Below are 25,360 nucleotides of genomic sequence, written 5' to 3'. Positions count from 1 at the left end.
CTAGTTGATGATGGCAAGGCTGAGGATCGGGAACTCGATCAGCAGCAGCAGCACGATCAGCATCACGCCCGCAAACGGCAGCGCGCCGAGGAACACGTCCTTGAGCGAGATGCGGTCATCGTCGAGCGACGCCTTGATGACGAAACAGCTGATCCCCAGCGGCGGCGTCAGCAGGCCGATCTCGGCGCCGACGACGGTGATGATGCCGAACCACACGAGGCTCATGCCCATGGGCTCCACCAGTGGCAGGAACAGCGGGACGACGATCAGGATGATCGAGGCCGTGTCCAGAAGGGTGCCGAGGAACAGCATCATCGCCACGTAGATCAGCATGATCGTCCAGAAGCCCGCCTGATTGCCCGCCAGCATGTCGGCCAGCTCGTTCGGCAGGCCCGCAAGGCCCAGCATACGGCTGTAGATCGAGGCGGCCGTGATCAGGAACAGGATGGTCGCGGTGATGTGGCCCGTTTCCAGCAGCGCCTCCCAGAAGGCGCGCAGGGTCATCTTCTTGCGGATGGCGGCAATGATCAGACCGGCGAGCGCACCTGCGGCGCCCGCCTCGACCGGGGTCAGCCAGCCGGTGTAGATGCCGCCCAGAACGATCGTGATGAGGGAGATGGTGGGCAGGGTCTTGGCGGCGATCTCGCCCCATTCCATCGCCTCGTATTCGTCCGCCGGGCGGCCGCCGACGAAACCGGGGAACCAGCGCCCCATGACCCAGATCGCGCCGACATAGGCCACGGCCAGCATCAGGCCGGGAATGACGCCGGCCAGGAACATGTCGCCCACCGATTGCTCGGCCACGAAACTGTAGATGATCAGCATCGCGGATGGCGGGATGATCATGCCCAGAACCGATGATCCGGCAACGACCCCGACGGCGAAACGCGGATTGTAGTCGTATTTCATCATCGTCGGGACGGACACCTTGGAGAAAACGCTCGCCGAGGCGATCGACGATCCGGTGACGGCGGCAAAGCCCGCGTTGGCGCCCACGGTCGCCATGCCGATGCCACCCTTCACCTTGCGGAACCCCGACGACATCACGTCGTAGATATCGCTGCCAAGGCCCGCCTTGGACACGACGAGGCCCATAAAGGTGAACAGGGGCACGGTCGCGAAGGTATATTCCATGACCGAGTCGCCGACCGCGATCTTCAGCAGGTTCATGGCCAGGTCGAAATTGTCCCGCATCAGCCAGATCGACACGAAGGACACGGTGGCAAGGGCGATGGGGATATACACGCCGACATAGATCAGGGCGATGATCGCAAGGACAGACAGGCTGCCGATTTCAAGAGGGCTCATTGCGGTTTGTCCGATCCGGAGCGGCTGAACGCCTTCATCGCGAAGATGAGCGCGCAGAGGGTGGCGGAACAGAAGATGACCAGTTTGATGGGCCACCACGGTGCGGTGAAGATGCCGGGGACGCCGAAGAAATCCTGGCTTTCCCACATCTTGATGAATTCGGGCCAGACCGCGATGGCGATCAGGGCCATGATCATGAACGACAGGGCGTTGATCGCGCGGCGCATCGTGGTGGCCAGACTCGGCCTGCTGTGCCCCAGCATCAGGATCAGGCCATCGGACCGGGTCAGCCGCCCGACGCGGCAGACGTCGGGCAATTGCAGGAACACGATCAGCACCATCGAGAACTGGACGACTTCGTAGGCGCCGCGGAACGGGGCATTGAAGACCCCGCGCGCGACCACGTCCATGTTCACGATGGCCACGAGGCCGAGGACAACCATCGTTCCCGCGATATTCGCCCCCATCGCGATGCCGTTCACGACGCGGGCGAAGCCGCGGGTGGCGCCTCCATAGGATTTGGTCATGGAAGCTCCTCCCGAGACTTCGTCACTTCGGTCACCGATGGTCAGTTGGTCTGAGCCGACCAGTCGCGCACGCCGGTGTAGCCGGCGGCCTCGAGCTTGCCGAGATACGCGGCCAGCATCGCGGGCCCATCCTCGACCGTCGCGGCCCATTCGGATGCGATGTCCGGAAGCGATGCGGCCCAGGCGGCGCGTGCCTCGTCCGACATCTCGACGATGGTGCCACCGGCCGCGACGTATGCCTCTTCGCTGGCGGCGGCGCGGTCCATGGCGATGCCCGCGACGTGATCGCGATACAGAACGGCGACCTCCTGCAGAACGCCCTTCACTTCGTCGGGCAGGCCGTCCCAGTAATCCTGGTTCACGGTGATCGTCTTGGAGTTCACGGATCCCAGATCGGCCTTGAGCATGTAGGGCGCCACTTCGGCGATCTTGAACGTCGCCGCCGCCTCGGGCCAGAGCATCGCATCCTCGACCAGACCGGTCTGAAGCATGTTGTAGAAGTCGGTCAGACCCCCGCGCACGCCCGCCGCGCCGGGGATCCCTTCGAGATAGCGCAGGTTCATGCCGGCGCCCGCGATCTTGGCGCCTTCCATGTCGGACAGCGAATTGATCGGCTCTTTCCCGAACACCTGATAGCTGTCGAGAACGACGCCGGTGGCAAGGTAGACCTGGTTCTGTTCGGCGAACTCGGCCTGCATTGCCGGAAATTCCCGGGCGATTTCATCGACGGCCTGCGCCACGGCGCGCGCGTCGGCGGACACGAAGGGCGTCACCGCGGCGATTGCCTGACTGGGCAGCTTCGAGGAATGGAAGATGGTCGTCACGATGCCGATGTCGCCAAGGCCCAGCTCGAGGCCTTCCAGCACGCCGCGCGGCTTGACGATGGAGCCGCCATAGCTTTCCTGCCAGTCCATCACGTAGTTGCCGTTCTCGGCCAGGCGCTTGTCGACCTCGGGGATGAAGAAGTCCGTGAACTCCGCCACCCAGAGGGCGCGCGCGGGATAGCCGTCGATGACGGTGGCGCGGATGGTTTCCTGCGCGGTCACGGGCACGGCTGAAAGTGTGGCAGCCGTCATGCCGGCCGCAAGCGTCGCGATCCAGTGTTTCATGTAGTTCCTCCCTGTTGTCGGTTTCGGGCCGATGCCCTCGCACCGCTCCGTCGTCGCCTTCGGGGTGGCCTCCTGCTCCGCCCCGCCGGTGTGGTGGTCAGCCCTTCTCCCAAAGGACTGTCAGATCCGTTCCCGCTGCCTGGAATACCTTTGCGATGGGACAGTATTTCGCCGTCTCCTGTCCGACACGGATCAGATCCTCGGCGCTGGCGTCGCTGCGCGCGGTGACCGTCAGGGTGATGTCCGGAAAAGGAACGTCGATTTCTTCGGCAAGGGTCACGCCGCGCCGATCGAAGCTGACCTGCGCGGCGAAGGTGACCGCGCCCAGATCGATGCCCAGCTTGTCGGCGCACTTGTGACCGATGGTGTTGGTGCAGGCGATCAGGGAAGCGATGGCCGTCTCGGTGGGGCTGGGCCCGAGATTGGTGCCGTCCCGTTCCAACGGCTCATCGATGATGATGCTGGTATCACGAACGGCGACATCGGTGCGCGAATGGCTGACGGCCGTGGCTGTCGGCCGCATCGTCACCGTGGTCTTCATCCGGATCGCCATTCAGATCACCTCGCAGATGTCATCGAAGGCAAACCGTGGCAGGCGGGGAAAGATGGCCGTCTCGTCGGCATATCCGATGTTGCACAGGAAATTGGATTTCCAGCCGTTCCCGGAGAAGAATTCCTCGTCCACGACGGCATTCGAAAAGCCCGACATCGCCCCCACGTCCAGCCCGAGCGCGCGTGCCGCGATCATGAAATACGCACCCTGCAGCGTCGAATTGCGATAGGCCGTGTCGTGGGCATAGTCCGGCTTGCCATCGAACAGCGGCTTTCGATCCTCGTGCGGGAACAGAAAGTCGAGGCGGCGCCAATACTCCGGATCCCACGCGATGATCGCCGTGATCGGGGCGGACTTCATCTTGTCCACGTTCTTCGGTTTGAGCGACTTGGCCAGACGGTCCTTCGCGGCGTCGGATTTCACGAACACGAACCGCGCGGGGCAGGTGTTCATGCTGGTCGGTCCGGCGATCGTGATGTCGTAGATGGTGCGCAGCGTCTCGTCCGAGACGGGCCGGTCGGTCCAGGCATAGTGCGACCGCGCATCCCGCAGGATCAGATCGATCCCATCGTCGCCCAGGTGGTCGATACGGGCGCGCAGGTCACGGATGTCCTGCTGCGCCCGCAGGCGCGGGTCGGTTCCGTCCGCCATCACTCGGCCGCGCGGGCCATGTCGGCCTCGTCCACGATGGGGTTGGAGCAGATGCCGATGCCCTCGATCTCGATGTCGACGACCTCGCCGGGGATCAGCCACCGGGGATTGGGCTTTTTTGCGTGACCGACACCCGGCGGCGTTCCCATGGCGATCAGGTCGCCTGGTTCGAGGGTGGTGTATTCCGAGATGATGGCGATCGTCCGCGCCACGCCCCAGATCATGTTGCCAGTGTTCGACGATTGCAGGATCTCATTGCCCACGCGGCTTTCGATCTTCAGGCCCTTGGCGCCTTCGGGCACCTCGTCGGGGGTCACGACATAGGGGCCGATGGCGCCGGTGTTGTCGAAGTTCTTGCCCGGCGTCCATTGATGGGTCTTGCGCTGATAGTCCCGGACGGAGCCGTCGTTGAACACGGTATATCCGAAGACGTGGTTCAGCGCGTCTTCCTCGGCGATGTGTCGACCGCCGGTGCCGACGACGATCATCAGCTCCGCCTCATAGTCCAGCTTGTCGGAACAGGTCGGCCGCACAAGGGGGGCACCGGCCGGCATGATCGAGTTCTTTCCGCGCATGAAGAGGGCGGGATAATCGGGAATGTCGTAGCCGCCTTCCTTGATGTGCTCGACGTAGTTCAGGCCAAGGCAGATGATCGTGCCGGGGGCCGTGACAGGCAGGGCCGGCGTGATGGAGGACACCGGGATCCCGTCGCCCAGATCGGCAGCGCCGACCTCCGCCATCAGGTCGGGCGAGGCGATCAGCCCGCTCAGATCGTCGCCAACGGCGGGGAAACGTGCCGTCAGATCAAAGGCCTGATCCCCTTTCACTGCAAAGACCGCCTGCGCGGAACCCGCGCTCCCGATGAGAAACCGCATCCTCAACTCCCTGTTGCTTGATGTAATTCCTGCCGATAAAGTTTCGATGTGTCAAATAAAATCGATTTTAATCGGACGGAGGTTTCGATGCCACCATGGGATGCCTACAAGGCGGAGGCCGCTGCGCGAGGCTCACTTGCGTTTGAACTCTATGTCGTGATCTCGACGCCCGCTGCCGCGCCGGAGGTCATGAAGGAGACGCTGCCGGCGCATCTTGCGTACCAGGCCGAGATGGAGGCTGCGGGATCGCTCGTGTTTGCCGGACCGATGTCGGATGTGACCGGGCAGGACATGCAGGGGATGGGGCTGATCGTCTACCGCGCGGCGTCGTTCGAGACCGCCCGCGCGATCACGGATGCCGACCCGATGCACGCCAAGGGGGCCCGGACCTACGAGTTGCGCAAATGGATGATCAACGAGGGCAGCCTGACCGTCTCGGTGGGCCTGTCGGCACAAACGGCGCGCCTGTCCTGACCGGATTGCGCCCGACCGCTGCGCCGGTGGATCGGTTCGTCAGTCCGAGAAATATTCCCGGTGCGATTTGTGGATCGCGGTCACCGTCGGTGACAGCCGGTCTAGATGGCGGCGGATGACCGTTTCCACCGTCTGGAAATCGCCCCGGCGCAGACCGTCGACAAGCTCCAGATGGTCTGCATAAAGGACCTCCATGCTGCCCTTGTTGGTCAGGCTCAGGATGCACAGCCGGTCGACTTGCGCCTTGTTGGCGGCAATCACCTCGAAGGCGAAATCGGCCGCGGCGGATTGGCAGAGCAGCTTGTGGAATTCGTAATCCAGACGGTGAAAGGAATCCGGGTCGTCCGCGGTGATCACCTTGCGCTGTTCGGCAAGGTTGGCATCGACGCGATCGTCGAATTCGGTGTTCCACTGGGCACAGGCGCTGCGCAGCACCTCCACCTCGACCGCGGTGCGGATGAAACGCGCGTTCTGGATGCCTTCCAGCGAAAAGTGCCGCACGACCGTCGATCGCTGTGGCCGCACGATCAGAAGGCCCAGATTGGACAGGCGGGAGAAGGCGTCGCGCACCGGTTGCCGGGACAGGCCGAACCGTTTGGCGATTTCCACCTCCGACATCTTGGTGCCGGGCAAAAGGTCCAGATTGACGATTTCTTCGTACAGATGGTCATAGACGATATCCGCACTGGTCCTGCGTTCCGCGATTTCTTGTACGGCTACCATCCGAAAACTCCTTGCATACGTATCAGGTATACTAGAATACCCCCGCCAAATCTAGTGGCATGGCTTAAACTAGTCTGGACGACATGCGATCCAGCCCTGTTTTGTCAGCCCATACAACGAGCCTTGGGAGGGTGTAATGCCGGAAATTGGGGAGTGGGTCGAAACCGCACCGGGCGCGCGTCGGCGCGTCTTGTCGGATGCGCCGGGCCTGATGATGGTCGAATTTCAGTTCGAGGCAGGGGCTGTCGGCGCCCTGCACAACCATCCGCACATCCAGGGAACCTATGTCGCATCCGGCCGGTTCGAGTTCACGATCGGGTCCGAGACGACGGTGATCGGGCCGGGGGACAGCATGATCATCCCCACGATGGTCACCCACGGCTGTGTCGCGTTGGAGGCCGGTAGCCTGATCGACAGCTTCACCCCCCGGCGGGATGACTTCCTCTAGTCCTCGATCCCGTTGGCGACAGCCAGGCCCAGAACGATCGTCGCCGTCACGATGGCGATGGTCGCGATCCGGAAGATATCGATCCAGAGCGGCCCCCAGGCCGTCGCGGCGCCGGTCGTGCCCGTCGCCAGAAGCAGGCCGCCGACCGCTGTCAGGACAGACATGAACAGCTGCCCCGCCATCGTCAGGATATTGATGGCGTGAAACCCCGACCCCGCGGTGACATAGCGCGACTGATACATCGACGCGGCCATCAATTGCCCGGCGTCGAGAATGCCCATCAGGAAGTTGAACATCAAAAGCGCGGTCAGCCCGATGGTCCAGTCCCGTCCCCCGGGTGTCACGGCATCGAAATCAGGGACCAGCAGAAGCATCGGATAGAGCGTCAGCGCGCCGACGAAATAGATGCGATAGATCCTGCGTTCGCCCAGGGCATCCGCCGACCGACCCCACAGGAACACGCTGAAGATCGGGCCAAGCATACCGGCCACCACGTTCAGCATCAGAAGATTGGCAGGCATGTTGAGCGTGCCAAGCAGGTAGACGTTCAGGATCGGCCAATGCAGAACCCCGTTGATCAGGAGGAGCACCAGCGGGCGACGCAACAGGGGTGACGTGCGCAGGGTGTGCCAGAACCGGCCCCGCCCGGAAAAGCGCCGCACCTCGTCCGGGGGCGGGGCGGAGGGCATCCGGCTCAGCCAGAATGCGGAATTGAGCAGCAACAGGATCACGATGGCCAGAAGGACGCGATGTTCCTGCCGGTCCAGCTGATCGCCGACATAGAGAAACCCGAACAAGGCAAAGGCGAGGGCGGTGGCCTGCTTGCCGGTGCGCAGCCGCCCGAGGAACCGCCCCCGATCACCGCGTGCCGAAACCTCGGCCACGAGGTTGGTCCAGACGGCGTTCTGCAGAAACTCGTTCCCGATGACGAACAGAATGGCGATTCCGGTCAGGACGGGCAGGGTGATCCACGCCTGTGGCAGGATCGCCAACAGCAACAGGCAGGTCAGCTGAATTGCCCGCGCGACAAGCGTGACGGATCGCCGGGGATGGACGCGGATACGATCCAGCACGGGATAGCGCAGGACGATCACCAGCGGCAGCAACGACAGCATCAGCGACAGTTGCCCGTTGGAAAACCCCACGACCTGCACCGCGAACGCAACGAGGAATGGCCCGGTCACCATGTCCTTGGACAAGGTTCCCATCAGGGTGGATCGGATGACATGGCCCTGGGCCAATCGCTGTTCGGGCGATGACAGGGAGGGTCGGTTCGCTACCACCGGGGCACCTGACGCACGTAATCGGGGATGTATTTCTTCATCTCTTCGGTGTCGTCGCGATCCTGCATCATGATCGTGTCGTACAGGCTGGCCAGTTCGGTCAGGCTGTCCCGGTCGAGATCGACCCCGACGCCGGGCCCGGCTGGCACGTCGAGCTTGCCGTCGGCAAAGGCCGCGCGCCCGCCTTTCACCACGTCGTGACGCGACCACGGATAGTGGGTGTCGACGTCGAAGCGGAGGTTCGGGGTCGCGGCGGCAACGTGGCACATCGCGGCCATGCTGATCCCCAGATGCGAGTTGGAGTGCATCGCGACGCCCATCCCCGCAGCGCGGCACATTTCGCCCAGGTGTCGGCACCCGGTCGGTCCGCGCCAATAATGGGGATCGGACAGGATGATCTGGACGGCCCCGTTGCGGGCAACCTCGATCACGTCCTCGAACTCGACGGTAACGAGGTTCGAGGCGAGGGGCATGTCGGTCTGTCGTGCCAGTTCGGCCATCGCATCCATGCCGCGCACCGGATCCTCGAGGTATTCGAGAACACCATGCAGCCTGTCGATCACCCGCAAGGCGGTCGGAACGGTCCATGCTCCCATAGGGTCGATGCGCAATGGGTGGTCTGGAAAGGTTTCGCGCAGCTTCAGCAGGGTTTCGACCTCTGCGTCCGGTTCAAGCACGCCACCTTTCAGCTTGAGAGAGCGAAAGCCATGCGCATCGACCAGCATGCGTGCCTGTTCGACCATGGCATCGGGTGTCATGACCTCGCCCATGATATCCTCGCCGACCTGATCGGCGGGTTTTGCGAATTTGAAGAACAGATAGGCGCCAAAACCGATCTGCCCGCGAACGGCCCCGCCAAGCAGGTCCGAGACGGGGCGCCCGATGGCTTTGCCCTGAATGTCCAGCAAGGCCATTTCCCACGCGGAATAGGCGACATCGACCTTCTGGTGGTCGGCCAGCATCGTCGGGGCGTTGATTCCGCCCGCGTCCGGCAGCGCGGATTCGATCCGGCGGCGCAGGTCGTTCAGGTTCCAGACGTCGAGGCCGGCAAGGTGGGGCGCTGTCTGTTTGAGCGCATCAAGCGTGCGTGCGGCCCCGTAGGTTTCGGCCAGTCCCGTGATCCCGGTGTCGGTCGTCACCTCGATGATGGAGCGCAGAAAAACCTGCTGATGCACGCCCTTGGTGTTCAGCAAGGGCACATCCGGAACCGCAATCGGCGTGATTTCGACCTGTTCGACTCTCATGATTCGCCCTCCCCGGCGGAAGTCCGAAACCTGCCCTGTCGGAATTCCTGTTGACTATCATCAATACTAGGATACTAGATGTCCAGAGCAATTGGCGGTGTGAGGAGGGTCACGCCGTCATCTGAACAGATGGGTGGGCTGCGAGGGCGGCGCGATACCACGTTGGGGGGAAGACATGTCGGGAGTCACTCTGGACGGTGTGGTCAAGAAATATGGTGCCGTGCAGGTCGTGCATGACATCGATCTGACCGTTGCGCCGCAGGAATTCGTTGTTCTTGTCGGGCCTTCCGGCTGCGGAAAATCAACAACGCTGCGCATGATCGCGGGGTTGGAGGAAATCTCGGGCGGGACGGTCAGCATCGATGGCCGCGTCGTGAACCGTGTCGCACCCAAGGATCGCGATGTCGCGATGGTGTTTCAGAACTACGCGCTCTATCCCCACCTGACGGTTGCGGACAACATCGCCTTCGGCCTGAAGATCCGCAAGGAATCGAAGGAAGCGATTGCCTCCTCGGTCGATGAGGCTGCCAGCATCCTCGGGTTGAACGCCTATCTCGAACGGCGTCCGGCGGACCTGTCGGGCGGCCAGCGGCAGCGCGTCGCAATGGGCCGCGCCATCGTGCGGCGCCCCAAGGTCTTCCTGTTCGATGAACCTCTGTCCAACCTCGACGCCAAGCTGCGCACCCAGATGCGCGCCGAAATCAAGCGCCTGCACAAACGTCTTGGCGCGACCTCCATCTATGTGACCCACGACCAGGTCGAGGCGATGACGCTGGCCGACCGGATCGTCGTGATGAACGATGGCCGGATCGAACAGGTCGGCACCCCGATGGACCTGTTCCTGAACCCGGCCTCCACCTTCGTGGCCAGCTTCCTCGGGTCGCCCCCGATGAACATGGTCGACGCCACGATCGAGACCGCAGCGGATGGTGCCTATGCCGTCTTCGGTGGTCAGCGCCTGAAGCTGGATGCCCTGCCGGGGTTGCAGGGGGCCGCCGGACGTGAGGTGACATTGGGTCTGCGTCCCGAATACGTCACGCTGGACGCCAGCCATCCCAACCGCGTCAATGTCGATGTCGAACTGATCGAGACGCTGGGCTCCGAGGCGCTGATCCATGCGACGCTGAACGACAAGCCGTTCGTCATCAAGGCGGAGACCAAGGGTGCCATGTCCCACCTGAGCGGGGTCAACGGCTTTGCCATCGAACCCGGCATGATCAAGGTCTTCGACGCCGATACCGGCCGGGCCCTGTCAGGTCAGACCCGGGTATCGGCATGAGCGACATCACCACCGAAGGAAAGGCGGGCCGCCCGCCGGTCGAAGAACTGGTCGCGCAGGCGGTAGAGGCAGAGCGGTACAGCGAACCTTCGCGTCTTCAGAAGGTCGGCGATCACCTCAAGCGTGAATGGCAGCTCTACCTGCTGCTGGCGCCGATGGTCATCTGGCTGGTCCTGTTTCTCTACAAGCCGATGTACGGCCTGCAGATCGCGTTCAAGGATTATTCCATCTTCCGCGGTGTGGCGGGGTCGCCCTGGATCGGGTTCGAACACTTCGAGCGCCTGTTCGAGAGCGAGCAGTTCCTGCGCGCAATCAAGAACACCGTCCTGATCAGTTTCTGGTCGCTGGTGATCGGCTTCCCGATCCCGATCATGCTGGCGCTGATGTTCAACGAGGTGACGAACGCGCTTTACAAGCGGACGACACAGACCATCGCCTATCTGCCGCACTTCATCTCGTCGGTCATCATCGCGGGCATCGTGATCACATCGTTCTCGCCCTCGATGGGTATCGTGAACGCGATCATCAATTTCTTCGGGGGAGAGTCTATCTATTTCCTGACGAAACCGGAATGGTTCCGGCCGATCTTCGTCGGCACCGGCATCTGGCAGGAAGCGGGCTTCAGCTCCATCGTCTACCTTGCCGCCATCGCGGGTGTCTCTCCGACCTTGTACGAATCCGCGGTCGTGGACGGGGCCAGCCGCTGGCAGATGATGTGGAAGATCACCCTTCCGTCGATCCTGCCGACGATCATCATCATGCTGATCATCCGTATCGGCAACATCCTCGAAGTCGGGTTCGAGATGGTGATCCTGCTCTATCAGCCCGCCACCTACGAGACGGCGGATATCATCAACACCTTCATCTACCGGCAGGGCCTGCAGGCGGGGCAATACGACTTCGCCGCCGCAGCCGGCCTGTTCAACGCGGTCGTGGCCTTTGTCCTCGTGATTACCGCCAATGCAATCTCGCGCCGCTTTTCGCGCACGTCCTTGTGGTGATCTGATATGGCAAACATGAATCTCTACTCGCGCGGTGACCGCATGTTCGTCTGGGTCAACATGGCCCTGGTCGGTCTGTTCGCCCTGTCGACGCTCTATCCGTTCATCTACATCGCCGCCATTTCCCTGTCCTCGGGTTTCGAGGCGCGGGCGGGGAACGTCGTCCTGCTGCCGCTGGATGTGACGCTTGCCGCCTACAAGCGCGTGCTCAGCGAAAGCACGTTCTGGATCAGCTACGGCAACACCTTCATCTACACGATCGGCGGCACGATCACGTCGCTGCTGTTCATCATCCCCGGCGCCTATGCCCTGTCGCGTCCGCAGCTGAAGGGGCGGCGTTTCTGGAACCTGATGGTGGCCTTCACCATGTGGTTCAACGCGGGCCTTATCCCGTTCTTTCTGAACATGCGCGACCTTGGCCTGCTGGACAGCTACATCGGGATCATCATCGGCTTCGCGGTCAACGGCTTCAACATCATCCTGCTGCGCAATTTCTTCGAATCGATCCCCGCATCCTTCGAGGAGGCGGCGCGCATGGACGGGGCGAACGAATTCCAGGTTCTGTGGAAGGTGTTCGTGCCCCTGTCGAAGCCCGCGATCGCGACCGTCTCCCTGTTCTGCATGGTTTCTCGCTGGAACGGCTTCTTCTGGGCGATGGTCCTTTTGCAGGACGAGAACAAGATCCCGCTTCAGGTCTACCTGCGCCACACCATCGTGACCTTGTCGGACGACAATGAATTCGGTGCCACCCTGCTGTCGTCCCCCTATTCCGTCGAGACCGTGACGGCGGCGATCATCGTCTGTTCGATCATCCCGGTCCTGATCATCTACCCCTTCATCCAGAAGTACTTCGAGAAGGGCATCCTTCTTGGAGGGGTGAAAGAATAACAACGACGTCAATCGCATAAGGGAGGATACTATGCGACAGATCACAGCCATGACGGCCCTGATGATGGGCTCCATGCTCACCGCGCCGGCCTTTGCCGATGGTCACCTGCGGATCGTGGAGGAGCCGCTCGAACTGACCATCCAGATGAACCACGCCCGCTATCCCCGCTATGACAGCGAATGGCCGGTGGAGAAGATCGCCAGCGAGCTGACCGGCATCAGCCTCGTCGACAACACGGTCGGTGCGAACACCCGCACGTCCGAGAACAATGGCCGGACCGAAGCGCTCAACCTGATGCTGGCCACCGGCGAGATTCCGGACATCGTCGGTTCCAGCCGCCTCAAGGATTTCGTCAACCAGTATGGCCCTGAAGGCGCGTTCGTGCCGCTCAACGACCTGATCGCGGAACATGCGCCCAACATCTCCGCCTTCTTCGAGGAACGCCCGGAGCTGGCCGCAGCCATCGCCGCCGCCGACGGCGAGATGTACTACATCCCCTACCTGCCCGACGGCAAATACGGTCGCGCCTACTTTGTGCGGACCGACTGGCTGGAGGCACTGGGCCTCGAAGCGCCGGAAACGGTGGAAGAGCTGGAAGAGGTCTTGATCGCCTTCCGCGATGGCGATCCGAACGGCAACGGCATCGCCGATGAAATCCCGTTCTTCGCCCGCCAGTGGCCCGAACTGGTCCGCCTCGTGACCCTCTGGGATGGTCGCTCGACCGGCTCGGACACCTACCATGACTTCATGGTGCAGGACGGCGAGGTCGTGCATCCCTATGCCGGCGAAGGGTATCGCGACGGTATCGCGAACCTCGCACGCTGGTACGAGATGGGCCTGATCGACCCCGAGGTGTTCACCCGTGGCTCCTCCTCGCGCGAATACCTGCTGTCCGAGAACCTCGGCGGCATGACCCATGACTGGTTCGCCTCGACCGCCGGCTACAACGACTCGCTGGCCGAACGCGTGCCCGGGTTCGAGTTCAAGGCCATGCTGCCGCCTGCCTCCGTGTCCGGCGTCCGGATGGAGGAGCATCGCCGCATTCTGGTCAAGCCCGACGGCTGGGCCATTGGTGCGACGAACGAGCATCCCGTTGAGACGATCAAGTACTTCGACTTCTGGTTCACCGAGGAAGGCCGCCGTCTTGCCAACTTCGGTGTCGAGGGCGAGCAGTACACGATGGTCGACGGCAAGCCGACCTTCACCGAAGAGTTCCTGACCAACGGCAAGCCGGTGAACAACCAGCTGTATGAAGTCGGATCGCAGCTTCAGGCCCGCGGCTACTTCCAGGACTACGGCTACGAGGAGCAGTGGACCAACCCGATCGCGCTCGAGGGGATCGCCCTCTACGAGACGATGGACCTGCTTGTCCCCGACTTCCTCGGGGTGTCGTTCAATGCCGAGGAACAGCGCGTCTACGACCGCAACTGGCCGTCGATCCGCGACTACATGCTGGAGCGTCAGCAGGGCTGGATCCTGGGCAACGGCGACGTCACGGAGGACTGGGACGACTACGTCGCGACCCTCGAGTCCATGGGGTATCAGGACGTGCTGGATGCCATGAACAGCGCCTACGAGCGTCAATACGGCGGCTGATCCGCCAGATGACGGGGGGCGGATCGCCGCCCCCCTCCTTTCCATTCCCCGACAGACAGAGAGTTTGCGCATGCCCCCGGCAGCCACCCAAACCGCCTTGCCCGCCCTCGACCAGCCCCGTGCCGGTCGCCTGAACATCCAATACGGCCCGGATGGGGGGGCAGTGGTCGAGAACCCGCCTCGCTTCACCTGGTTGCCCGTGATCGAGGATGAGGCGCGCTATGCCGTTCGTGTGTCGACCGATCCGACCTATCCCAAGGGTGCAAGCTGGCTGTTCACGGATTTGCCGCTGAACTTCCTGACGCCGGACACGGTGTTCCCGGCCGGAGATTATGTCTGGTCCTATACCGTCTGGGCCGACGGTGCCCCGGCAACGGAGTGGAGCGAGGACCGCGCTTTTTCGATTGCCGAGGGCCTGCCCGAAACACCCTTGGACAGTCGCGCGACACGCTACGACAAGGCCGACATGGCGCACCCGCGCCTGTGGTTGTCCCCCGCGCGTCTTGCCGAGTTCAAGGCCGCCGTCAAAGCGGACCCGGACCATTGCACCTGGTCGACCTTCTACGAGAAATCCGTCCTGCCCTGGATGGACCGTCCCGTGATGGACGAGCCTGCGGGCTATCCGGGGCACAAGCGCGTGGCCTCGATCTGGCGGCAGACCTATATCGACACGCAGGAATTGATCTATGCGATCCGGCACCTCGCCGTCGGCGGGGCCGTGACGGACAACGCCGAGATGACGGCGCGGGCCAAGGACTGGCTGCTGGCTGCGGCCGACTGGAACCCGGCGGGCACCACTTCGCGCAGCTATACCGATGAATGGGCGTTCCGCGTGAACCTTGCGCTGGCCTGGGGTTACGACTGGCTGCACGGCGAGCTGACAGATGAAGAACGCGCCAAGGTCCGCGACGCCCTGCTGGCCCGGACGCGCGAAACGGCCGATCACATCATCAAGAACGCCAATATCCAGACCTTCCCCTTCGACAGCCACGCGGTGCGTGCCGTGTCGGCCGTTCTGATCCCGTCCTGCATTGCCCTGCTGGACGAGGTGCCCGAGGCGCGCGACTGGCTGGACTACTCGATCGAGTTCCTGTTCACCGTCTATTCCCCCTGGGGGGACGCACAGGGGGGCTGGGCCGAGGGGCCGCACTACTGGATGACAGGGATGGCCTACCTGATCGACGCGGCGAACCTGCTGCGGTCGTTCACGGGCATCGACATCTACCAGCGCCCGTTCTTTCAGGCGACCGGGGATTTCCCCCTGTTCACCAAGGCGCCCGACACCCGCCGCGCGACCTTTGGCGACGACAGCACCATGGGCGATCTGCCCAGCCTCAAGATCGGCTACAACCTGCGACAGTTCGCGGGCGTGACCGGCAACGGCGCCTACCAGTGGTATTACGACGAGATCAAACGCAACGATCCCGGCACCGAGATGGCGTTCTACAACTGGGGCTGGTGGGACTTCAATTTCGACGAGATGGTCTATCGCACCGATTATCCGATCGTCGAGGCCATCGACCCGCCCAGCGGCACGCGCTGGTTCAAGGGTGTCGGCTGGGTCGCCATCCAGGAGGCGATGGCCGATCCGGATAACCACATCCAGTTCGTGATGAAGGCATCCCCCTACGGATCGATCAGCCACAGCCATGGCGATCAGGGCGCCTTCTGCCTTGCCGCCTTCGGCGAGGATCTGGCAATCCAGTCGGGGCACTACGTCGCCTTCAATTCGTCCATGCATCAGAAGTGGCGGCGCCAGACCCGCTCCAAGAACGCTGTCCTGATCAATGGTCAGGGGCAATATGCCGACAAGGACAAGGCCCGCGCCATGCGGTCCACCGGCATCATCAAGTCGGTGACCGAGGCCGAGGATCACGTGCATATCGCGTCGGATTCGACGGCCGCCTATGCGTCCGTCAACCCGGCGATCACCTCGGTCACGCGGGACGTCTACTTCGTACAGAACAGCTATTTCGTGATCGTCGATGGCATCGATGCGTCCGAACCGGTCGATGTCGACTGGCTGCTGCATGCGAATGCCCCGATGACCCTTGGGGAAAGCACCTTCCGGTACACCGGCGATCGTGCGGGTTTCTACGGCAAGGTGCTGTGGTCCGAGGCCGGCGGCCCCGACATGACGCAGGAAACCGGCTTTCCGGGCGTTGATGCGGTTGACTACGAGGGCCTGCCGGTATCGACGTGCCTGCACGCCCGGTTCCCGACGGCGATCCGCCACCGCATCGCAACATTGCTGGTGCCCTATCCTCTCGACGCGCCCCGCCGCGTTTTCAGTTTCCTGGATGACCAGGGATACGACTGCGACCTCTATTTTACCGACGCTGAAGAGCGGACGTTCAAGGTGGTCGTGCCAAAAACCTTCGACGTGGGCCGCTAAGGCCCCTGCACAGCCCTGAACACAGACGAGTAAGGCAAATAACATGACCATGAACGGCAAGACGGCAATCATCACGGGCGGCGGACGCGACATCGGGCGGGCCTGCGCCATGGCCCTTGCGGCCGAGGGTGCGAACGTCGCGATCAACTATCATTCCAGCAGCGAAGGCGCCGACAGCGCCGTTGCCGAGATCAAGGCGGCCGGCGGCAACGCCATCGCGCTTCAGGGCGACCTGACCAAAGCCGAAGGGGCCAAGGCCCTTGTCGATGCGACGGTCGAGGCGTTCGGCAAGGTCGACGTGCTGGTCAACAACACGGGCGGCCTCGTGGGGCGCAAGACCATCGCCGAGATGGACCTCGACCACTGGAACTATGTCATGGACCTGAACCTGACGAGCATGTTCCACATGATCAAGGCCTGCCTGCCCCACATGGGTGAGGGCAGCGCGATCGTGAACATGGCGTCATTGGCCGGTCGTGACGGCGGCGGGCCCGGTGCGGTGGTCTATGCCGCCTCCAAGGGGGCCGCGATCACCATGACGCGTGGTCTGGCCAAGGAACTGGGGCCGAACATTCGGGTCAATGCGATCAACCCCGGCATGATCGACACCGATTTCCACAACATCTTCACCAAGGATGCGGTGCGCGCCAACGTGGCCAACGCCACCCCGCTCAAGCGTGAAGGCCGCCCCGAGGAGGTCGCCGACCTCGTCGTCTTCCTGACCGGTCCGAAGTCGAGCTTCATCTCGGGCGCCTGCTACGACATCAACGGCGGCGTTGCCTTCAGCTGACGTCCGGCGCCAGCTTCGACAGGAAAGGCCCCCGTCCTTGGACGGGGGCCTTTCAGTTTCGGGGCCCGTCCTCTCAGGGACGGGCAGCATGGGCCAAGTCGTGTCCTAGCCTTGCAGCAGGACCTTGCCGCTGCGCCCGGGGGTCTGCGCCGCCGTGAGCGCTTCGCCGACCTTGCCCAGAGGGTGGATCCCATCCGCATCAAGCGTCAGCTCACCCGTCGCCGCGAGGGTCACCAGTTCGGTAATCAGACGCGTGCGATCCTCGGGAGCCATTTCCGCGCTGACGCGGGAGCCCCAGAACCCGCGGACGGTGATGTGCTTCATGATCAATGCGCCGGACGACAGGGGCATGGGGGCGCCGGTCGCGGTTCCGAACACCACCAACTCGCCGTCCGTGCCAAGCAGATCGACGAGATCCCCCGCGATGTCCCCTCCGACCGAATCGATGGCCGAGGCGGCGCCCCCCTCACCGATCAGCTTTTGCGCGGCGTCCTTCCATCCCGCGTCAGAGGTCGACAGGACGTTGTCCATGCCGAGGGCCTGCAGTTCTGCGACCGCGTCTTCCCGGCGTACGAGGTTCAGCAAATTGAGCCCGCGTGATTTGGCCAGCACGGCCATGATCTTGCCGACGGCGCCGTTTGCCGCTGTCTGAATGATCCAGTCACCCTTTCTGGCGCGGAGCGTTTCCAGAAGGGAAATCGCGCTGAACGGCATCGCGATGATCTGGGCGCCGACCGTGTCGCTGATCATGTCGGGCAGGGGCAGCAGGCCGGCGGCCGGCGCCGTGAAATACTCGGCCCAAGTGCCATGGACTCCGGCGATTGCAACGCGTTTCCCCACGAGCGTCTGGTCGACATCTTCGCCGACCGCTTCGACCCGCCCGATCGCCTCGGACCCGCCGATGGCGCCGGGCAGATCCGGTTTGTAGCCATAGTTGCCCCGGATGGTCCAAAGGTCGTGGTTGTGTATCGGGGACAGCATCATCCGGACGAGGACCTGCCCGGCGGTCGGCACGGGTGTCTCCACCTCGGTCAGGGCGACGACGTCGCCGGGGTCACCGAAGGTATCATGTGTGGCGGCTTTCATGGCAGGTCTCCTGATTGTTCAAGGGCACCGGATCGCCGCGGGCGGCCGCGCCGCATGGGGCGGCGAACGCCTGTTCTCGTGCCGTGGCACCCCGAGAGGGGGTGCGGACTGGGCGAGAGGAGGGAGATTTGCGGGCATCCGGTCATCGGCCGCACCTATGACCCGGATGCGAACACGTCCACCGTCACCGGGTGAAGTCATCTTAACGTGAACTGTCCGAGGTGCGGGCAGGCGCGCCGCCCGCCGGCCGAAGGGCGGCCGAGAAACCGGTCGCCCTTCGGTATCCTACTGGAACGTGCCCGGCATCAGGGTCTTGGGTAGCCAGAGTGCGATCTCCGGGAATGCGATGATCAGCAGCAGGATGATCAGCATGGGGGCAAGAATGATGACCACGTCGCGCATGACCTGAACCACGTTCAGCCCCCCGATGGCCGCCGATATCAGCAGGCATAACCCGTAGGGTGGCGTCACGAGGCCGAAGGCGAGGGCGACGATGCCGATGATGGCGAAGGCGATGGGGTCGATGCCCGCATTCTGCGCCACCGGCATCAACACGGTGCCCAGAATGATGATCGTCGGGATCGCGTCGATGAACAGGCCGAAGAACAGGAACAGCGCCGCGATGACGATGGCCGTGCCGAAGGGCCCGAACTCCAGCGCCGTCATCGTGCCGACGATCAGGCGTGGCACGTTGTAGAACGACAGCATCCAGCCGAAGGCGCTGGCCGTGCCGATGGCGAACAGGCTGATCGCCGCGAACCGACCCGTATCATAGAAGATGTTGCCGAGGTCCCGCACCTTGACCGTGCGATAGACGAACATGCCGAGGATCAGGGAATAGCCCGCCGCGATGATGGCGCTTTCGGTCGGGGTGACGATGCCGCCCACGATGCCACCGATCACCAGGATCGGGGTCAGCATGGCAAGGGCGGCCCCCTTGAATGCCTTCCACGTCTCCGACAGCGACGGCGTTCCGGCGACGGGGTAACCATACACCTTCGCATAGGCATAGACCGTGCCCATCAGCGCAAGGCCGATCATTAGGCCGGGGATTGCCCCGCCAAGGAACAGCGCGCCGACCGACACCTGCATCACGCCGCCCCAGACGACCATCAGGATCGACGGCGGGATGATCACGCCCATGACGGACGAACAGGCGGTGATCGCGACGGCGAAGCGCGTGTCATATCCTTCGCGCACCATCGCGGGGATCAGGATCTTGCCGCAGCCTGCCGCATCGGCGGTCGATGAGCCCGAGATACCGGCAAAGAGCATCGACACCGCCACGTTCACATGCCCCAGACCACCGGGCAGCCAGCCGGTAAGCACGCGGGCCAATTCGATGAGCCGGTCCGTCACCTTGCCCGAGTTCATCAGGTTCGCCGCCAGCAGGAAGAACGGCACGGCGAGCAGGATGAACGAATTGTAGGACTGGAACATCCGGTCCAGAACGATGAACGGCGTCAGGCGCAGTTCCAGCATCACGACCGGGATGGTGGCAATGCCGAGGGCAAAGGCCACGGGCACGCGGATCGCCACAAGAAAGATGAAGCCACCGACGAGCAGCGCGCAGGCAAGGCCTGTTCCGACAATCATTAGAGAGTTCCCCGTGTCATGCGGTAGGTCGAGATCACCTCCCACAGGCGGTAAGTTGCGAAGACGGTCCAGACGGCGCCCGCGATCGGTACGGTGATATGCGTCACCATCAGGTTCGCACGCATCATCACCGACCTCTGGTTTCCGCCGAATTCGGCGTATTCGATGCCATAGATGGCGAACAACGCGGAAAAGGCGATGATCAGGATCAGAACCACGCCCTGTTGCAGCAGGCGGCCCAGGGGGCGCGTGGCGTCCGGAATGACACGCACGTCGAAGTGGGTGCCGTCCCAAACAGCGACCATGGAGCCGATCATCACCACCCAGATGAAGATGAACGTCGAGAGTTCTTCGGTCCACAGGAAAGTCGGGATGATCCCGGTATAGCGCGACAGGACCTGCATCGCGACGGGGATGGCTAGGGCCCCCATAAGTACGCCCAGCAGCACGCGCAGCAGATTGCAGAATTGGTCAAGGATGCGACCGATCATGGGGGAACCCGTATTCAAGAGAAGAAAGTGTCCGGAGGCGACAGGCGCCCCCGGACGGTCGTGACGGCGGTCCCGTTTCCGGGACCAGCCGGGGAGGGTTCACATCCCGCGGACCGCTTCCAGCAGCTCGGTCGCGCCCAGTTCGGCGGCGTAGGCATCCTGTACGGGGATGACCATTTCGAGCATCGTGTCGCGGTCCTCGAATTCGTTCAGGGTCACTTGGCCGGCATCGACCATTTCCTGAAGTTTCTCGCCGTCCTGACGGCTTTCCAGTTCACGGCCATAGGCACCGGCCTCGGCACCCGCTTCCATGATCGCGGCCTGAACATCGGCATCGAGGCTGTCGAAGGTCTTGGCGGACATCACGATCGGGCGCACGGTGATCGTGTGCTGCGTCAGCGTGATGTAGGGGGCGACCTCGTAGAACTTGAGGTTCTGGATCGAGGCGGCTTCGTTCTCGAAACCTCCGATGACGCCGGTCTGGATGGCGTTGTAGACCTCGTTGTAGGCGATGGCCGAGGGGGCAGCGCCGACGGCGGCAAAGGTCTGGGCCTGGATCGGGGCGCCCATGACGCGCATCCGGTGACCGGCCAGCTCTTCCATGTTGGCGATCGGCTCCTTGGAGACGAGGTTGCGCACGCCGCCACCGGTATAGCCGACGATCACGATACCGGCCTTCTCGCGGAGTTCCTCCTCCAGCGGGGCAAGGGCATCGGAGGACAGGACGGCGTTCCAGTGGTCCAGATCACGGAACAGGAACGGCATGTCCATCAACGGGATGGATTCCGCGAACACGGCCATGTTGGAGGGGGCGATGATCGTGTAATCGACCGCAACGCCCTGATTGAGGTAGGTGACGTAGTCGCTCTCGACGCCCAGCTCCCCGTTCAGGCGCAGATCGAATTCGATGCCGTCGGTTTTTTCCTGGACGAGTTCCTCGAACTTGCGCAGCGTCTTGGTGAAGGCATGCTCCTCATCGAACATGCTGGCCCCGCGCAACGTGGTTTGCGCCGACGCCGCACCGGCCAATCCGGCCACGGCAACAGCACCCGCGAGCATGACGCCCGTCAGTGTAAATTTGGTCATCTTTTTTCTCCCTTTGGTGCGGCCCTCGGCGCAGTCGACTGCGCCCACCCTTAACCGGTCACCTAGTATCCCAGATTGAAATGGATCAGCGCGCAAAAGGCAAACAAAATCTTGAAGTTTTTCTATCTCAAATGCTTGGAGCGGTTTTGCATGTTTCGAACAGCCTCGCTTGCGGCCCCCCTCGGGGCGGGCCGGGCATGGGCGAATCCGGCGACGTTTCGCATCGGAATGTCGGGCTCTCGGGATGACATCCTTCCCTGATCCTGCGCGATCCGGGAACAAGCCGCCCCCGATCGGGGTTTTCCTGTCATCGCAGCACAAGGGCCCATCATGTCAACGACCTCGCATAGACCGCATCGCGGCCATCTTGCCGATACGCCGACCGAAGTGCCGCCGCGCGGCTGGAAGGATATCGCCCGCCGGGTCGTGGCGGAAACGTCCGACGACCGTGTGCTTCTGGTGGCCGCGGGGGTGACGTTCTATCTGCTTCTGGCGCTGGCCCCGACGCTGGCTGCGTTCGTGTCGCTTTACGGCCTGTTCTTCGACACGGGCTCCATCCAGGAACACATGGCGGTCCTGCAGGGCATCGTTCCGGATGGCGGCATGACGATCCTGCAGGATCAGATCGACAGGCTGGTCAGCACGGATCAGGGGACGCTCGGCTTTGCCTTCGTCCTGTCGCTTGCCGTCGCCCTGTGGAGTGCGACATCCGGCATGAAGTCCCTGTTCGAGGCGATGAACGTCGCCTACGACGAAAACGAAAAGCGGGGTTTCGTCGGCCTGACGCTGCAGGCCTTTGCCATGACGGTCGTGACGATGGCGGGTGCCATTGCCCTGATCACGACCGATATCGTGCTGAGCGCCGTTCTGGGCGCATCGGGCGGGGTGATCGCGACGATCGTGACCGCTGCGCTGGGGCTTCTGGCGCTGGTTCTGTTCATGGCCGCCCTCTATCGTTACGGCCCCTCGCGCGAGGCGCCTGAATGGGCATGGATCACGCCGGGCGCGATCCTGGCCGCGATCTGCATCGTGCTCGTCTCGGTGGCCTTTTCCTTCTACGTCTCGAATTTCGGCACCTACAACGAAACCTACGGGTCGCTTGGCGCGGTGGTCGGTTTCCTGACCTGGCTGTGGCTGACGTTGACGGTTCTGATCCTCGGGGCCGAGTTGAACTCCGAGATGGAACATCAGACCGCGCGCGACACGACGACGGGCCAAGATGAACCGATGGGCCAGCGGGGGGCCGTCATGGCGGACAAGGTGGCGCGCCCGTCGACCGATGCCCATTAGACCAGGTCCAGCAGCAGCTTGACGGCAAGGGCGCCAAGGAACAGCAGGATCACGCGGTCGAACATCGCCGCGCTGAACCGCTGACCGATCCATTCGCCAACCGGGACGGCGGCCGTCAGCGGGATCAACGCGAACAGCCCCAGCAATGCCGTGTCCACCGTCATGATCCCGTAATGGATCTGCACCGGAAGCTGGATGACGCAGGTCGCGGCGAAAAAGGCCGATACCGTCACGATGAACTGGGGCCGGGGCAGGGCCATCGAAGACAGGAACGTCACCGCCACCGGGGCCGAGATTCCCACGGCCCCCTGCAGGATGCCGCCCGTGCCACCGGCCAGCCATACCCAGCGGTCGGCGATGGCCTGTGACAACCGCAGGTCGGGCCGCGTCAGCCGCAGCGCGATGAAAGCCACGATCAGGCAGACCATCACCGCCTCGACCACCGCCACGGGCAGCCACGCCAGCGCCAATGTGCCCACGCCTGCCCCGAGGGCCCCGCTGATCGCGAGGCGGCGAACGAACGCCGGATGGACGGCATGGGCGCGGAACTTGCGTACCTGGTTCAGGTTCGTGACGAGGTTCGGCAGGACCATCACCGCGACCGCGACCCGCACATCATAGAGCGACGCAAGCACCGGCACGGAGATCACGGGCAGGCCTGCCCCCGTCGCCCCCTTGAGGATGCCGCCCAGCGACAGCGCCACGGCCACCGCCAACAGCGCCCATGGATCCGTCAGCGACAGCGCCCCCATCGCGGGTCAGGCCCGCGCCCGGGCAGCGGCGCCCGCGCGCAGCAGCAGGGCCAGGCCGGCAAAGGCGGCAACGCCGATCAGATCCGTGGCCCAGGATTGATACAGCAGCGTCAGCCCCACCACCGCGAAGGTGCCCCGCAGCGCCATTGGCAGTTTCGCGAACAGGTAGCCGACGACAGCCACCGAGAAACAGAATACGCTGAGCAATCCGGTCACGACCGCCACGGCGATTTCAGGCGCCGTCCCGTCCATCAGGAGGGCAGGACCGAAGAAGAACATGAACGGCAGGATGTAGCTGGTGATGCCATAGGCGAAGGCCGTCCAGCTTGTCTTGTTGATATCGGAGTCCGCGATTCCCGCGGCCACGTAGGATGCCAGGGCAACGGGCGGCGTGATGGTCGAGATGCAGCCATAGAAGAAGACGAACAGATGCGCCGTCATCAGGGGAACGCCCATGCTGACGAGGGCCGGGGCAACCACCGTTGCAAGGATCAGATAGGCCGCGGTCGTCGGCAGGCCCATGCCGAGGATGATCGAGGTGATCATCGTCAGCAACAGGGCGATCACCGGCTCACCCCCCGAAACGGTCACGATCAGGCCGGAGATCTTCGAGCCCAGCCCCGTCATCGCGAGAACGCCCGCGATCAGGCCCGCGCCCGCACAGGCCACGGCGATGGACATGACGGATTTGGTCCCCTGTTCTAGGGCGTCCAGCGTCTTGGCCATGAAACCACGCAGGTTGCGCAATTCCAGCAGGACGCACCCGGCCAGCAGAACACCGAGGGCGGTAAACGATGCCTTGAACGGAGAGTATCCCGAAACCATCATTCCGACCAGCAGGACGAAGGGCACGATGAACCGCAGGCCCGGAAGCAGGACGGACATCAGCGGTGCCTCGTCCGTCGGGGCCGGAACCGGGGCAATCCCCATGCGCAGACCCTGCAGATGCACCATGAAGAAGATCGAGGTGAAGAACAGCAGTGCCGGGATCAGCGCCGCGGCCATGATCGAGGAATAGGGAACACCGATGATCTCGGCCATGATGAAGGCCGCGGCCCCCATGACGGGCGGCATGATCTGCCCTCCGGTCGACACCACCGCCTCGATCGCGCCCGCCTGATGCGGCTTGTAGCCTTCTCGCTTCATCATCGGGATCGTCATCGTGCCGGTGACGGCAACATTGCCCGCCGCCGAGCCGGAGATCATGCCTAGCAGCGTCGAAAAGACCACCGCCGTCTTGGCGGACGCGGCACGCGCGCCACGGGTCAACCTACTGGAGATCTGGAAGAAGAAATCCCCGGCGCCGAAGGTATTCAGGAAGGCGCCGAAGATCGAGAACATGATGATGAACGTGGCCGAGACGCCAAGCGGAATGCCGTAGACCCCTTCGGATGACGTCGTCATGAAACCCGCCACCCGCGATGCCGCATAGCCGCGGGATTCGAACACGCCGGGCAACCACGGGCTGACGATGGGGTAGGCAAGGAAGATCAGGATGATCCCCGCGAGGAACCAGCCGATGCGCCGGATGACGGCAAACATGACCAGCCCGATGACCACCGCCCCGACCGCAATGTCCGTATCGTTGGTGATGCCCCCGGACAGGGCGATGTCCAGCCAGCGGGAATACAGATACCACCCGGTTCCTGCCGCAAGTGCGGCGCAGATGCCATCGACGATCAGCAGGGGCCACGGCAGGGGGGCACCCTCGGGCAGGGTGGCAAGGCGCTTTTCGGCCAGCACGAGGAAAATCAGCACCAGCATCATCGCAAGGTGGACGATGCGCACCTCCAACGTCGAGACGGAGGCAAAGCCGGAAACGAGGTACAGGTGCCAGAGCCCGAGGCCGATCGCCAGCCAACGAGTTGTCGTGCGCAAGGATGTCAGTATCATATCAGCGCCTTAGCTGCTGCA

Annotated in this window: 24 protein-coding genes; 9 read left to right on the top strand and 15 right to left on the bottom strand. The window is 63.3% G+C overall.

Annotated elements, in window-relative coordinates:
- The 6 genes from V6N07_RS09325 to V6N07_RS09300 form a co-directional block, all read right to left on the bottom strand.
- The gene (locus V6N07_RS09325; RefSeq protein ID WP_371155855.1) at positions 1 to 1,308 is read right to left on the bottom strand and encodes a TRAP transporter large permease; all 1,308 of its coding nucleotides are present in this window, start codon (positions 1,306 to 1,308) and stop codon (positions 1 to 3) included.
- On the bottom strand, positions 1,305 to 1,835 hold the full coding sequence (locus tag V6N07_RS09320) for a TRAP transporter small permease subunit (RefSeq protein ID WP_371155853.1): 531 nt from the start codon (positions 1,833 to 1,835) through the stop codon (positions 1,305 to 1,307). The genes V6N07_RS09325 and V6N07_RS09320 overlap by 4 nt, the downstream gene beginning before the upstream one ends.
- Before the next feature lie 41 nt (positions 1,836 to 1,876).
- Entirely contained in the window at positions 1,877 to 2,944 is a 1,068-nt protein-coding gene (locus V6N07_RS09315) for a C4-dicarboxylate TRAP transporter substrate-binding protein (protein WP_371155852.1), read from the bottom strand.
- Between the two features lie 97 nt (positions 2,945 to 3,041).
- The gene (locus V6N07_RS09310; RefSeq protein ID WP_371155850.1) at positions 3,042 to 3,497 is read right to left on the bottom strand and encodes an OsmC family protein; all 456 of its coding nucleotides are present in this window, start codon (positions 3,495 to 3,497) and stop codon (positions 3,042 to 3,044) included.
- Entirely contained in the window at positions 3,498 to 4,148 is a 651-nt protein-coding gene (locus V6N07_RS09305; RefSeq protein WP_371155849.1) for a malonic semialdehyde reductase, read from the bottom strand.
- Positions 4,148 to 5,023, bottom strand: a complete 876-nt coding sequence (locus V6N07_RS09300) for a fumarylacetoacetate hydrolase family protein (protein WP_371155847.1) — start codon at positions 5,021 to 5,023, stop codon at positions 4,148 to 4,150. Before V6N07_RS09300 ends, V6N07_RS09305 begins: the two co-directional genes overlap by 1 nt.
- Before the next feature lie 87 nt (positions 5,024 to 5,110).
- On the opposite strand from V6N07_RS09300, the gene V6N07_RS09295 reads away from it, so the two are divergent.
- Positions 5,111 to 5,497 carry a YciI family protein gene (locus V6N07_RS09295; RefSeq protein WP_371155845.1) on the top strand — a complete coding sequence of 129 codons (387 nt, stop codon included), beginning with the start codon at positions 5,111 to 5,113 and terminating at the stop codon, positions 5,495 to 5,497.
- 39 nt (positions 5,498 to 5,536) lie between these two features.
- Here V6N07_RS09295 and V6N07_RS09290 read toward each other — a convergent pair whose 3' ends face one another.
- Complete coding sequence (locus tag V6N07_RS09290; protein WP_371155843.1) at positions 5,537 to 6,220, bottom strand: GntR family transcriptional regulator; 684 nt, start codon at positions 6,218 to 6,220, stop codon at positions 5,537 to 5,539.
- 136 nt (positions 6,221 to 6,356) lie between these two features.
- Between V6N07_RS09290 and V6N07_RS09285 the strand changes: the two genes are divergently transcribed.
- Positions 6,357 to 6,668: a cupin domain-containing protein gene (locus V6N07_RS09285; RefSeq protein ID WP_371155842.1), complete on the top strand. Its 312-nt coding sequence runs from the start codon at positions 6,357 to 6,359 to the stop codon at positions 6,666 to 6,668.
- Here the strand turns inward: V6N07_RS09285 and V6N07_RS09280 are convergent.
- Both V6N07_RS09280 and V6N07_RS09275 read right to left on the bottom strand, forming a co-directional pair.
- A complete protein-coding gene (locus tag V6N07_RS09280) occupies positions 6,665 to 7,951 on the bottom strand; it encodes a hypothetical protein (RefSeq protein ID WP_371155841.1) in 1,287 nt (428 codons plus the stop codon). The two genes, V6N07_RS09285 and V6N07_RS09280, sit on opposite strands and share 4 nt — an antisense overlap.
- Positions 7,945 to 9,195, bottom strand: a complete 1,251-nt coding sequence (locus tag V6N07_RS09275; protein WP_371155839.1) for an enolase C-terminal domain-like protein — start codon at positions 9,193 to 9,195, stop codon at positions 7,945 to 7,947. The genes V6N07_RS09280 and V6N07_RS09275 overlap by 7 nt, the downstream gene beginning before the upstream one ends.
- A gap of 175 nt (positions 9,196 to 9,370) precedes the next feature.
- Between V6N07_RS09275 and V6N07_RS09270 the strand changes: the two genes are divergently transcribed.
- The 6 genes from V6N07_RS09270 to V6N07_RS09245 all read left to right on the top strand — a co-directional run bounded on the left by V6N07_RS09270 (position 9,371) and on the right by V6N07_RS09245 (position 17,145).
- Positions 9,371 to 10,474 (top strand): ABC transporter ATP-binding protein, encoded by a 1,104-nt coding sequence (locus tag V6N07_RS09270; RefSeq protein WP_371155837.1) that lies wholly within the window; start codon positions 9,371 to 9,373, stop codon positions 10,472 to 10,474.
- On the top strand, positions 10,471 to 11,475 hold the full coding sequence (locus V6N07_RS09265; RefSeq protein WP_371155835.1) for an ABC transporter permease: 1,005 nt from the start codon (positions 10,471 to 10,473) through the stop codon (positions 11,473 to 11,475). Before V6N07_RS09270 ends, V6N07_RS09265 begins: the two co-directional genes overlap by 4 nt.
- Positions 11,476 to 11,490: 15 nt before the next feature.
- Positions 11,491 to 12,363, top strand: a complete 873-nt coding sequence (locus V6N07_RS09260; protein ID WP_371155834.1) for a carbohydrate ABC transporter permease — start codon at positions 11,491 to 11,493, stop codon at positions 12,361 to 12,363.
- Positions 12,364 to 12,394: 31 nt separating this feature from the next.
- Entirely contained in the window at positions 12,395 to 13,960 is a 1,566-nt protein-coding gene (locus V6N07_RS09255; protein ID WP_371155832.1) for an extracellular solute-binding protein, read from the top strand.
- 70 nt (positions 13,961 to 14,030) lie between these two features.
- On the top strand, positions 14,031 to 16,355 hold the full coding sequence (locus V6N07_RS09250) for a DUF4962 domain-containing protein (RefSeq protein WP_371155831.1): 2,325 nt from the start codon (positions 14,031 to 14,033) through the stop codon (positions 16,353 to 16,355).
- A 43-nt stretch (positions 16,356 to 16,398) separates the two neighbouring features.
- Positions 16,399 to 17,145 carry an SDR family NAD(P)-dependent oxidoreductase gene (locus tag V6N07_RS09245; protein WP_371155830.1) on the top strand — a complete coding sequence of 249 codons (747 nt, stop codon included), beginning with the start codon at positions 16,399 to 16,401 and terminating at the stop codon, positions 17,143 to 17,145.
- Positions 17,146 to 17,250: 105 nt separating this feature from the next.
- Here the strand turns inward: V6N07_RS09245 and V6N07_RS09240 are convergent, their stop codons facing one another.
- From V6N07_RS09240 to V6N07_RS09225, 4 genes are all read right to left on the bottom strand, one after another.
- A complete protein-coding gene (locus tag V6N07_RS09240) occupies positions 17,251 to 18,231 on the bottom strand; it encodes a zinc-binding dehydrogenase (RefSeq protein WP_371155828.1) in 981 nt (326 codons plus the stop codon).
- Positions 18,232 to 18,516: 285 nt separating this feature from the next.
- On the bottom strand, positions 18,517 to 19,827 hold the full coding sequence (locus V6N07_RS09235) for a TRAP transporter large permease (protein ID WP_371155826.1): 1,311 nt from the start codon (positions 19,825 to 19,827) through the stop codon (positions 18,517 to 18,519).
- Positions 19,827 to 20,318, bottom strand: a complete 492-nt coding sequence (locus V6N07_RS09230) for a TRAP transporter small permease (protein ID WP_371155824.1) — start codon at positions 20,316 to 20,318, stop codon at positions 19,827 to 19,829. Before V6N07_RS09230 ends, V6N07_RS09235 begins: the two co-directional genes overlap by 1 nt.
- 99 nt (positions 20,319 to 20,417) lie before the next feature.
- Positions 20,418 to 21,404, bottom strand: coding sequence for a TRAP transporter substrate-binding protein (locus V6N07_RS09225; protein ID WP_371155822.1), 987 nt, complete (start codon positions 21,402 to 21,404; stop codon positions 20,418 to 20,420).
- A gap of 330 nt (positions 21,405 to 21,734) precedes the next feature.
- Between V6N07_RS09225 and V6N07_RS09220 the strand changes: the two genes are divergently transcribed.
- Positions 21,735 to 22,694 (top strand): YihY/virulence factor BrkB family protein, encoded by a 960-nt coding sequence (locus V6N07_RS09220; protein WP_371155821.1) that lies wholly within the window; start codon positions 21,735 to 21,737, stop codon positions 22,692 to 22,694.
- On the opposite strand, the gene V6N07_RS09215 is transcribed toward V6N07_RS09220, so the two are convergent.
- Complete coding sequence (locus V6N07_RS09215) at positions 22,691 to 23,446, bottom strand: sulfite exporter TauE/SafE family protein (RefSeq protein WP_371155819.1); 756 nt, start codon at positions 23,444 to 23,446, stop codon at positions 22,691 to 22,693. The two genes, V6N07_RS09220 and V6N07_RS09215, sit on opposite strands and share 4 nt — an antisense overlap.
- A gap of 6 nt (positions 23,447 to 23,452) precedes the next feature.
- Positions 23,453 to 25,339 (bottom strand): TRAP transporter permease, encoded by a 1,887-nt coding sequence (locus tag V6N07_RS09210; RefSeq protein ID WP_371155818.1) that lies wholly within the window; start codon positions 25,337 to 25,339, stop codon positions 23,453 to 23,455.
- Positions 25,340 to 25,360 lie beyond the last annotated feature (21 nt).

The organism is Jannaschia sp. 2305UL9-9 (assembly GCF_041403465.1).
Taxonomy (GTDB): Bacteria; Pseudomonadota; Alphaproteobacteria; order Rhodobacterales; family Rhodobacteraceae; genus Jannaschia.
The sequence above is the reverse complement of the archived record's forward strand: the minus strand, read 5'-3'. Positions and strand labels throughout refer to the sequence as shown.

Bases quoted from the DNA above. Each gene is read 5' to 3' on its own strand.
- V6N07_RS09245 (WP_371155830.1), top strand. From the start codon at position 16,399: ATGACCATGAACGGCAAGACGGCAATCATCACGGGCGGCGGACGCGAC.
- V6N07_RS09260 (WP_371155834.1), top strand. From the start codon at position 11,491: ATGAATCTCTACTCGCGCGGTGACCGCATGTTCGTCTGGGTCAACATG.
- V6N07_RS09325 (WP_371155855.1), bottom strand. From the start codon at position 1,308: ATGAGCCCTCTTGAAATCGGCAGCCTGTCTGTCCTTGCGATCATCGCC.
- V6N07_RS09315 (WP_371155852.1), bottom strand. From the start codon at position 2,944: ATGAAACACTGGATCGCGACGCTTGCGGCCGGCATGACGGCTGCCACA.
- V6N07_RS09275 (WP_371155839.1), bottom strand. From the start codon at position 9,195: ATGAGAGTCGAACAGGTCGAAATCACGCCGATTGCGGTTCCGGATGTG.
- V6N07_RS09225 (WP_371155822.1), bottom strand. From the start codon at position 21,404: ATGACCAAATTTACACTGACGGGCGTCATGCTCGCGGGTGCTGTTGCC.
- V6N07_RS09220 (WP_371155821.1), top strand. From the start codon at position 21,735: ATGTCAACGACCTCGCATAGACCGCATCGCGGCCATCTTGCCGATACG.
- V6N07_RS09235 (WP_371155826.1), bottom strand. From the start codon at position 19,827: ATGATTGTCGGAACAGGCCTTGCCTGCGCGCTGCTCGTCGGTGGCTTC.
- V6N07_RS09230 (WP_371155824.1), bottom strand. From the start codon at position 20,318: ATGATCGGTCGCATCCTTGACCAATTCTGCAATCTGCTGCGCGTGCTG.
- V6N07_RS09240 (WP_371155828.1), bottom strand. From the start codon at position 18,231: ATGAAAGCCGCCACACATGATACCTTCGGTGACCCCGGCGACGTCGTC.
- V6N07_RS09210 (WP_371155818.1), bottom strand. From the start codon at position 25,339: ATGATACTGACATCCTTGCGCACGACAACTCGTTGGCTGGCGATCGGC.
- V6N07_RS09215 (WP_371155819.1), bottom strand. From the start codon at position 23,446: ATGGGGGCGCTGTCGCTGACGGATCCATGGGCGCTGTTGGCGGTGGCC.
- V6N07_RS09310 (WP_371155850.1), bottom strand. From the start codon at position 3,497: ATGGCGATCCGGATGAAGACCACGGTGACGATGCGGCCGACAGCCACG.
- V6N07_RS09265 (WP_371155835.1), top strand. From the start codon at position 10,471: ATGAGCGACATCACCACCGAAGGAAAGGCGGGCCGCCCGCCGGTCGAA.
- V6N07_RS09255 (WP_371155832.1), top strand. From the start codon at position 12,395: ATGCGACAGATCACAGCCATGACGGCCCTGATGATGGGCTCCATGCTC.
- V6N07_RS09300 (WP_371155847.1), bottom strand. From the start codon at position 5,023: ATGCGGTTTCTCATCGGGAGCGCGGGTTCCGCGCAGGCGGTCTTTGCA.
- V6N07_RS09295 (WP_371155845.1), top strand. From the start codon at position 5,111: ATGCCACCATGGGATGCCTACAAGGCGGAGGCCGCTGCGCGAGGCTCA.
- V6N07_RS09290 (WP_371155843.1), bottom strand. From the start codon at position 6,220: ATGGTAGCCGTACAAGAAATCGCGGAACGCAGGACCAGTGCGGATATC.
- V6N07_RS09250 (WP_371155831.1), top strand. From the start codon at position 14,031: ATGCCCCCGGCAGCCACCCAAACCGCCTTGCCCGCCCTCGACCAGCCC.
- V6N07_RS09285 (WP_371155842.1), top strand. From the start codon at position 6,357: ATGCCGGAAATTGGGGAGTGGGTCGAAACCGCACCGGGCGCGCGTCGG.
- V6N07_RS09305 (WP_371155849.1), bottom strand. From the start codon at position 4,148: ATGGCGGACGGAACCGACCCGCGCCTGCGGGCGCAGCAGGACATCCGT.
- V6N07_RS09320 (WP_371155853.1), bottom strand. From the start codon at position 1,835: ATGACCAAATCCTATGGAGGCGCCACCCGCGGCTTCGCCCGCGTCGTG.
- V6N07_RS09270 (WP_371155837.1), top strand. From the start codon at position 9,371: ATGTCGGGAGTCACTCTGGACGGTGTGGTCAAGAAATATGGTGCCGTG.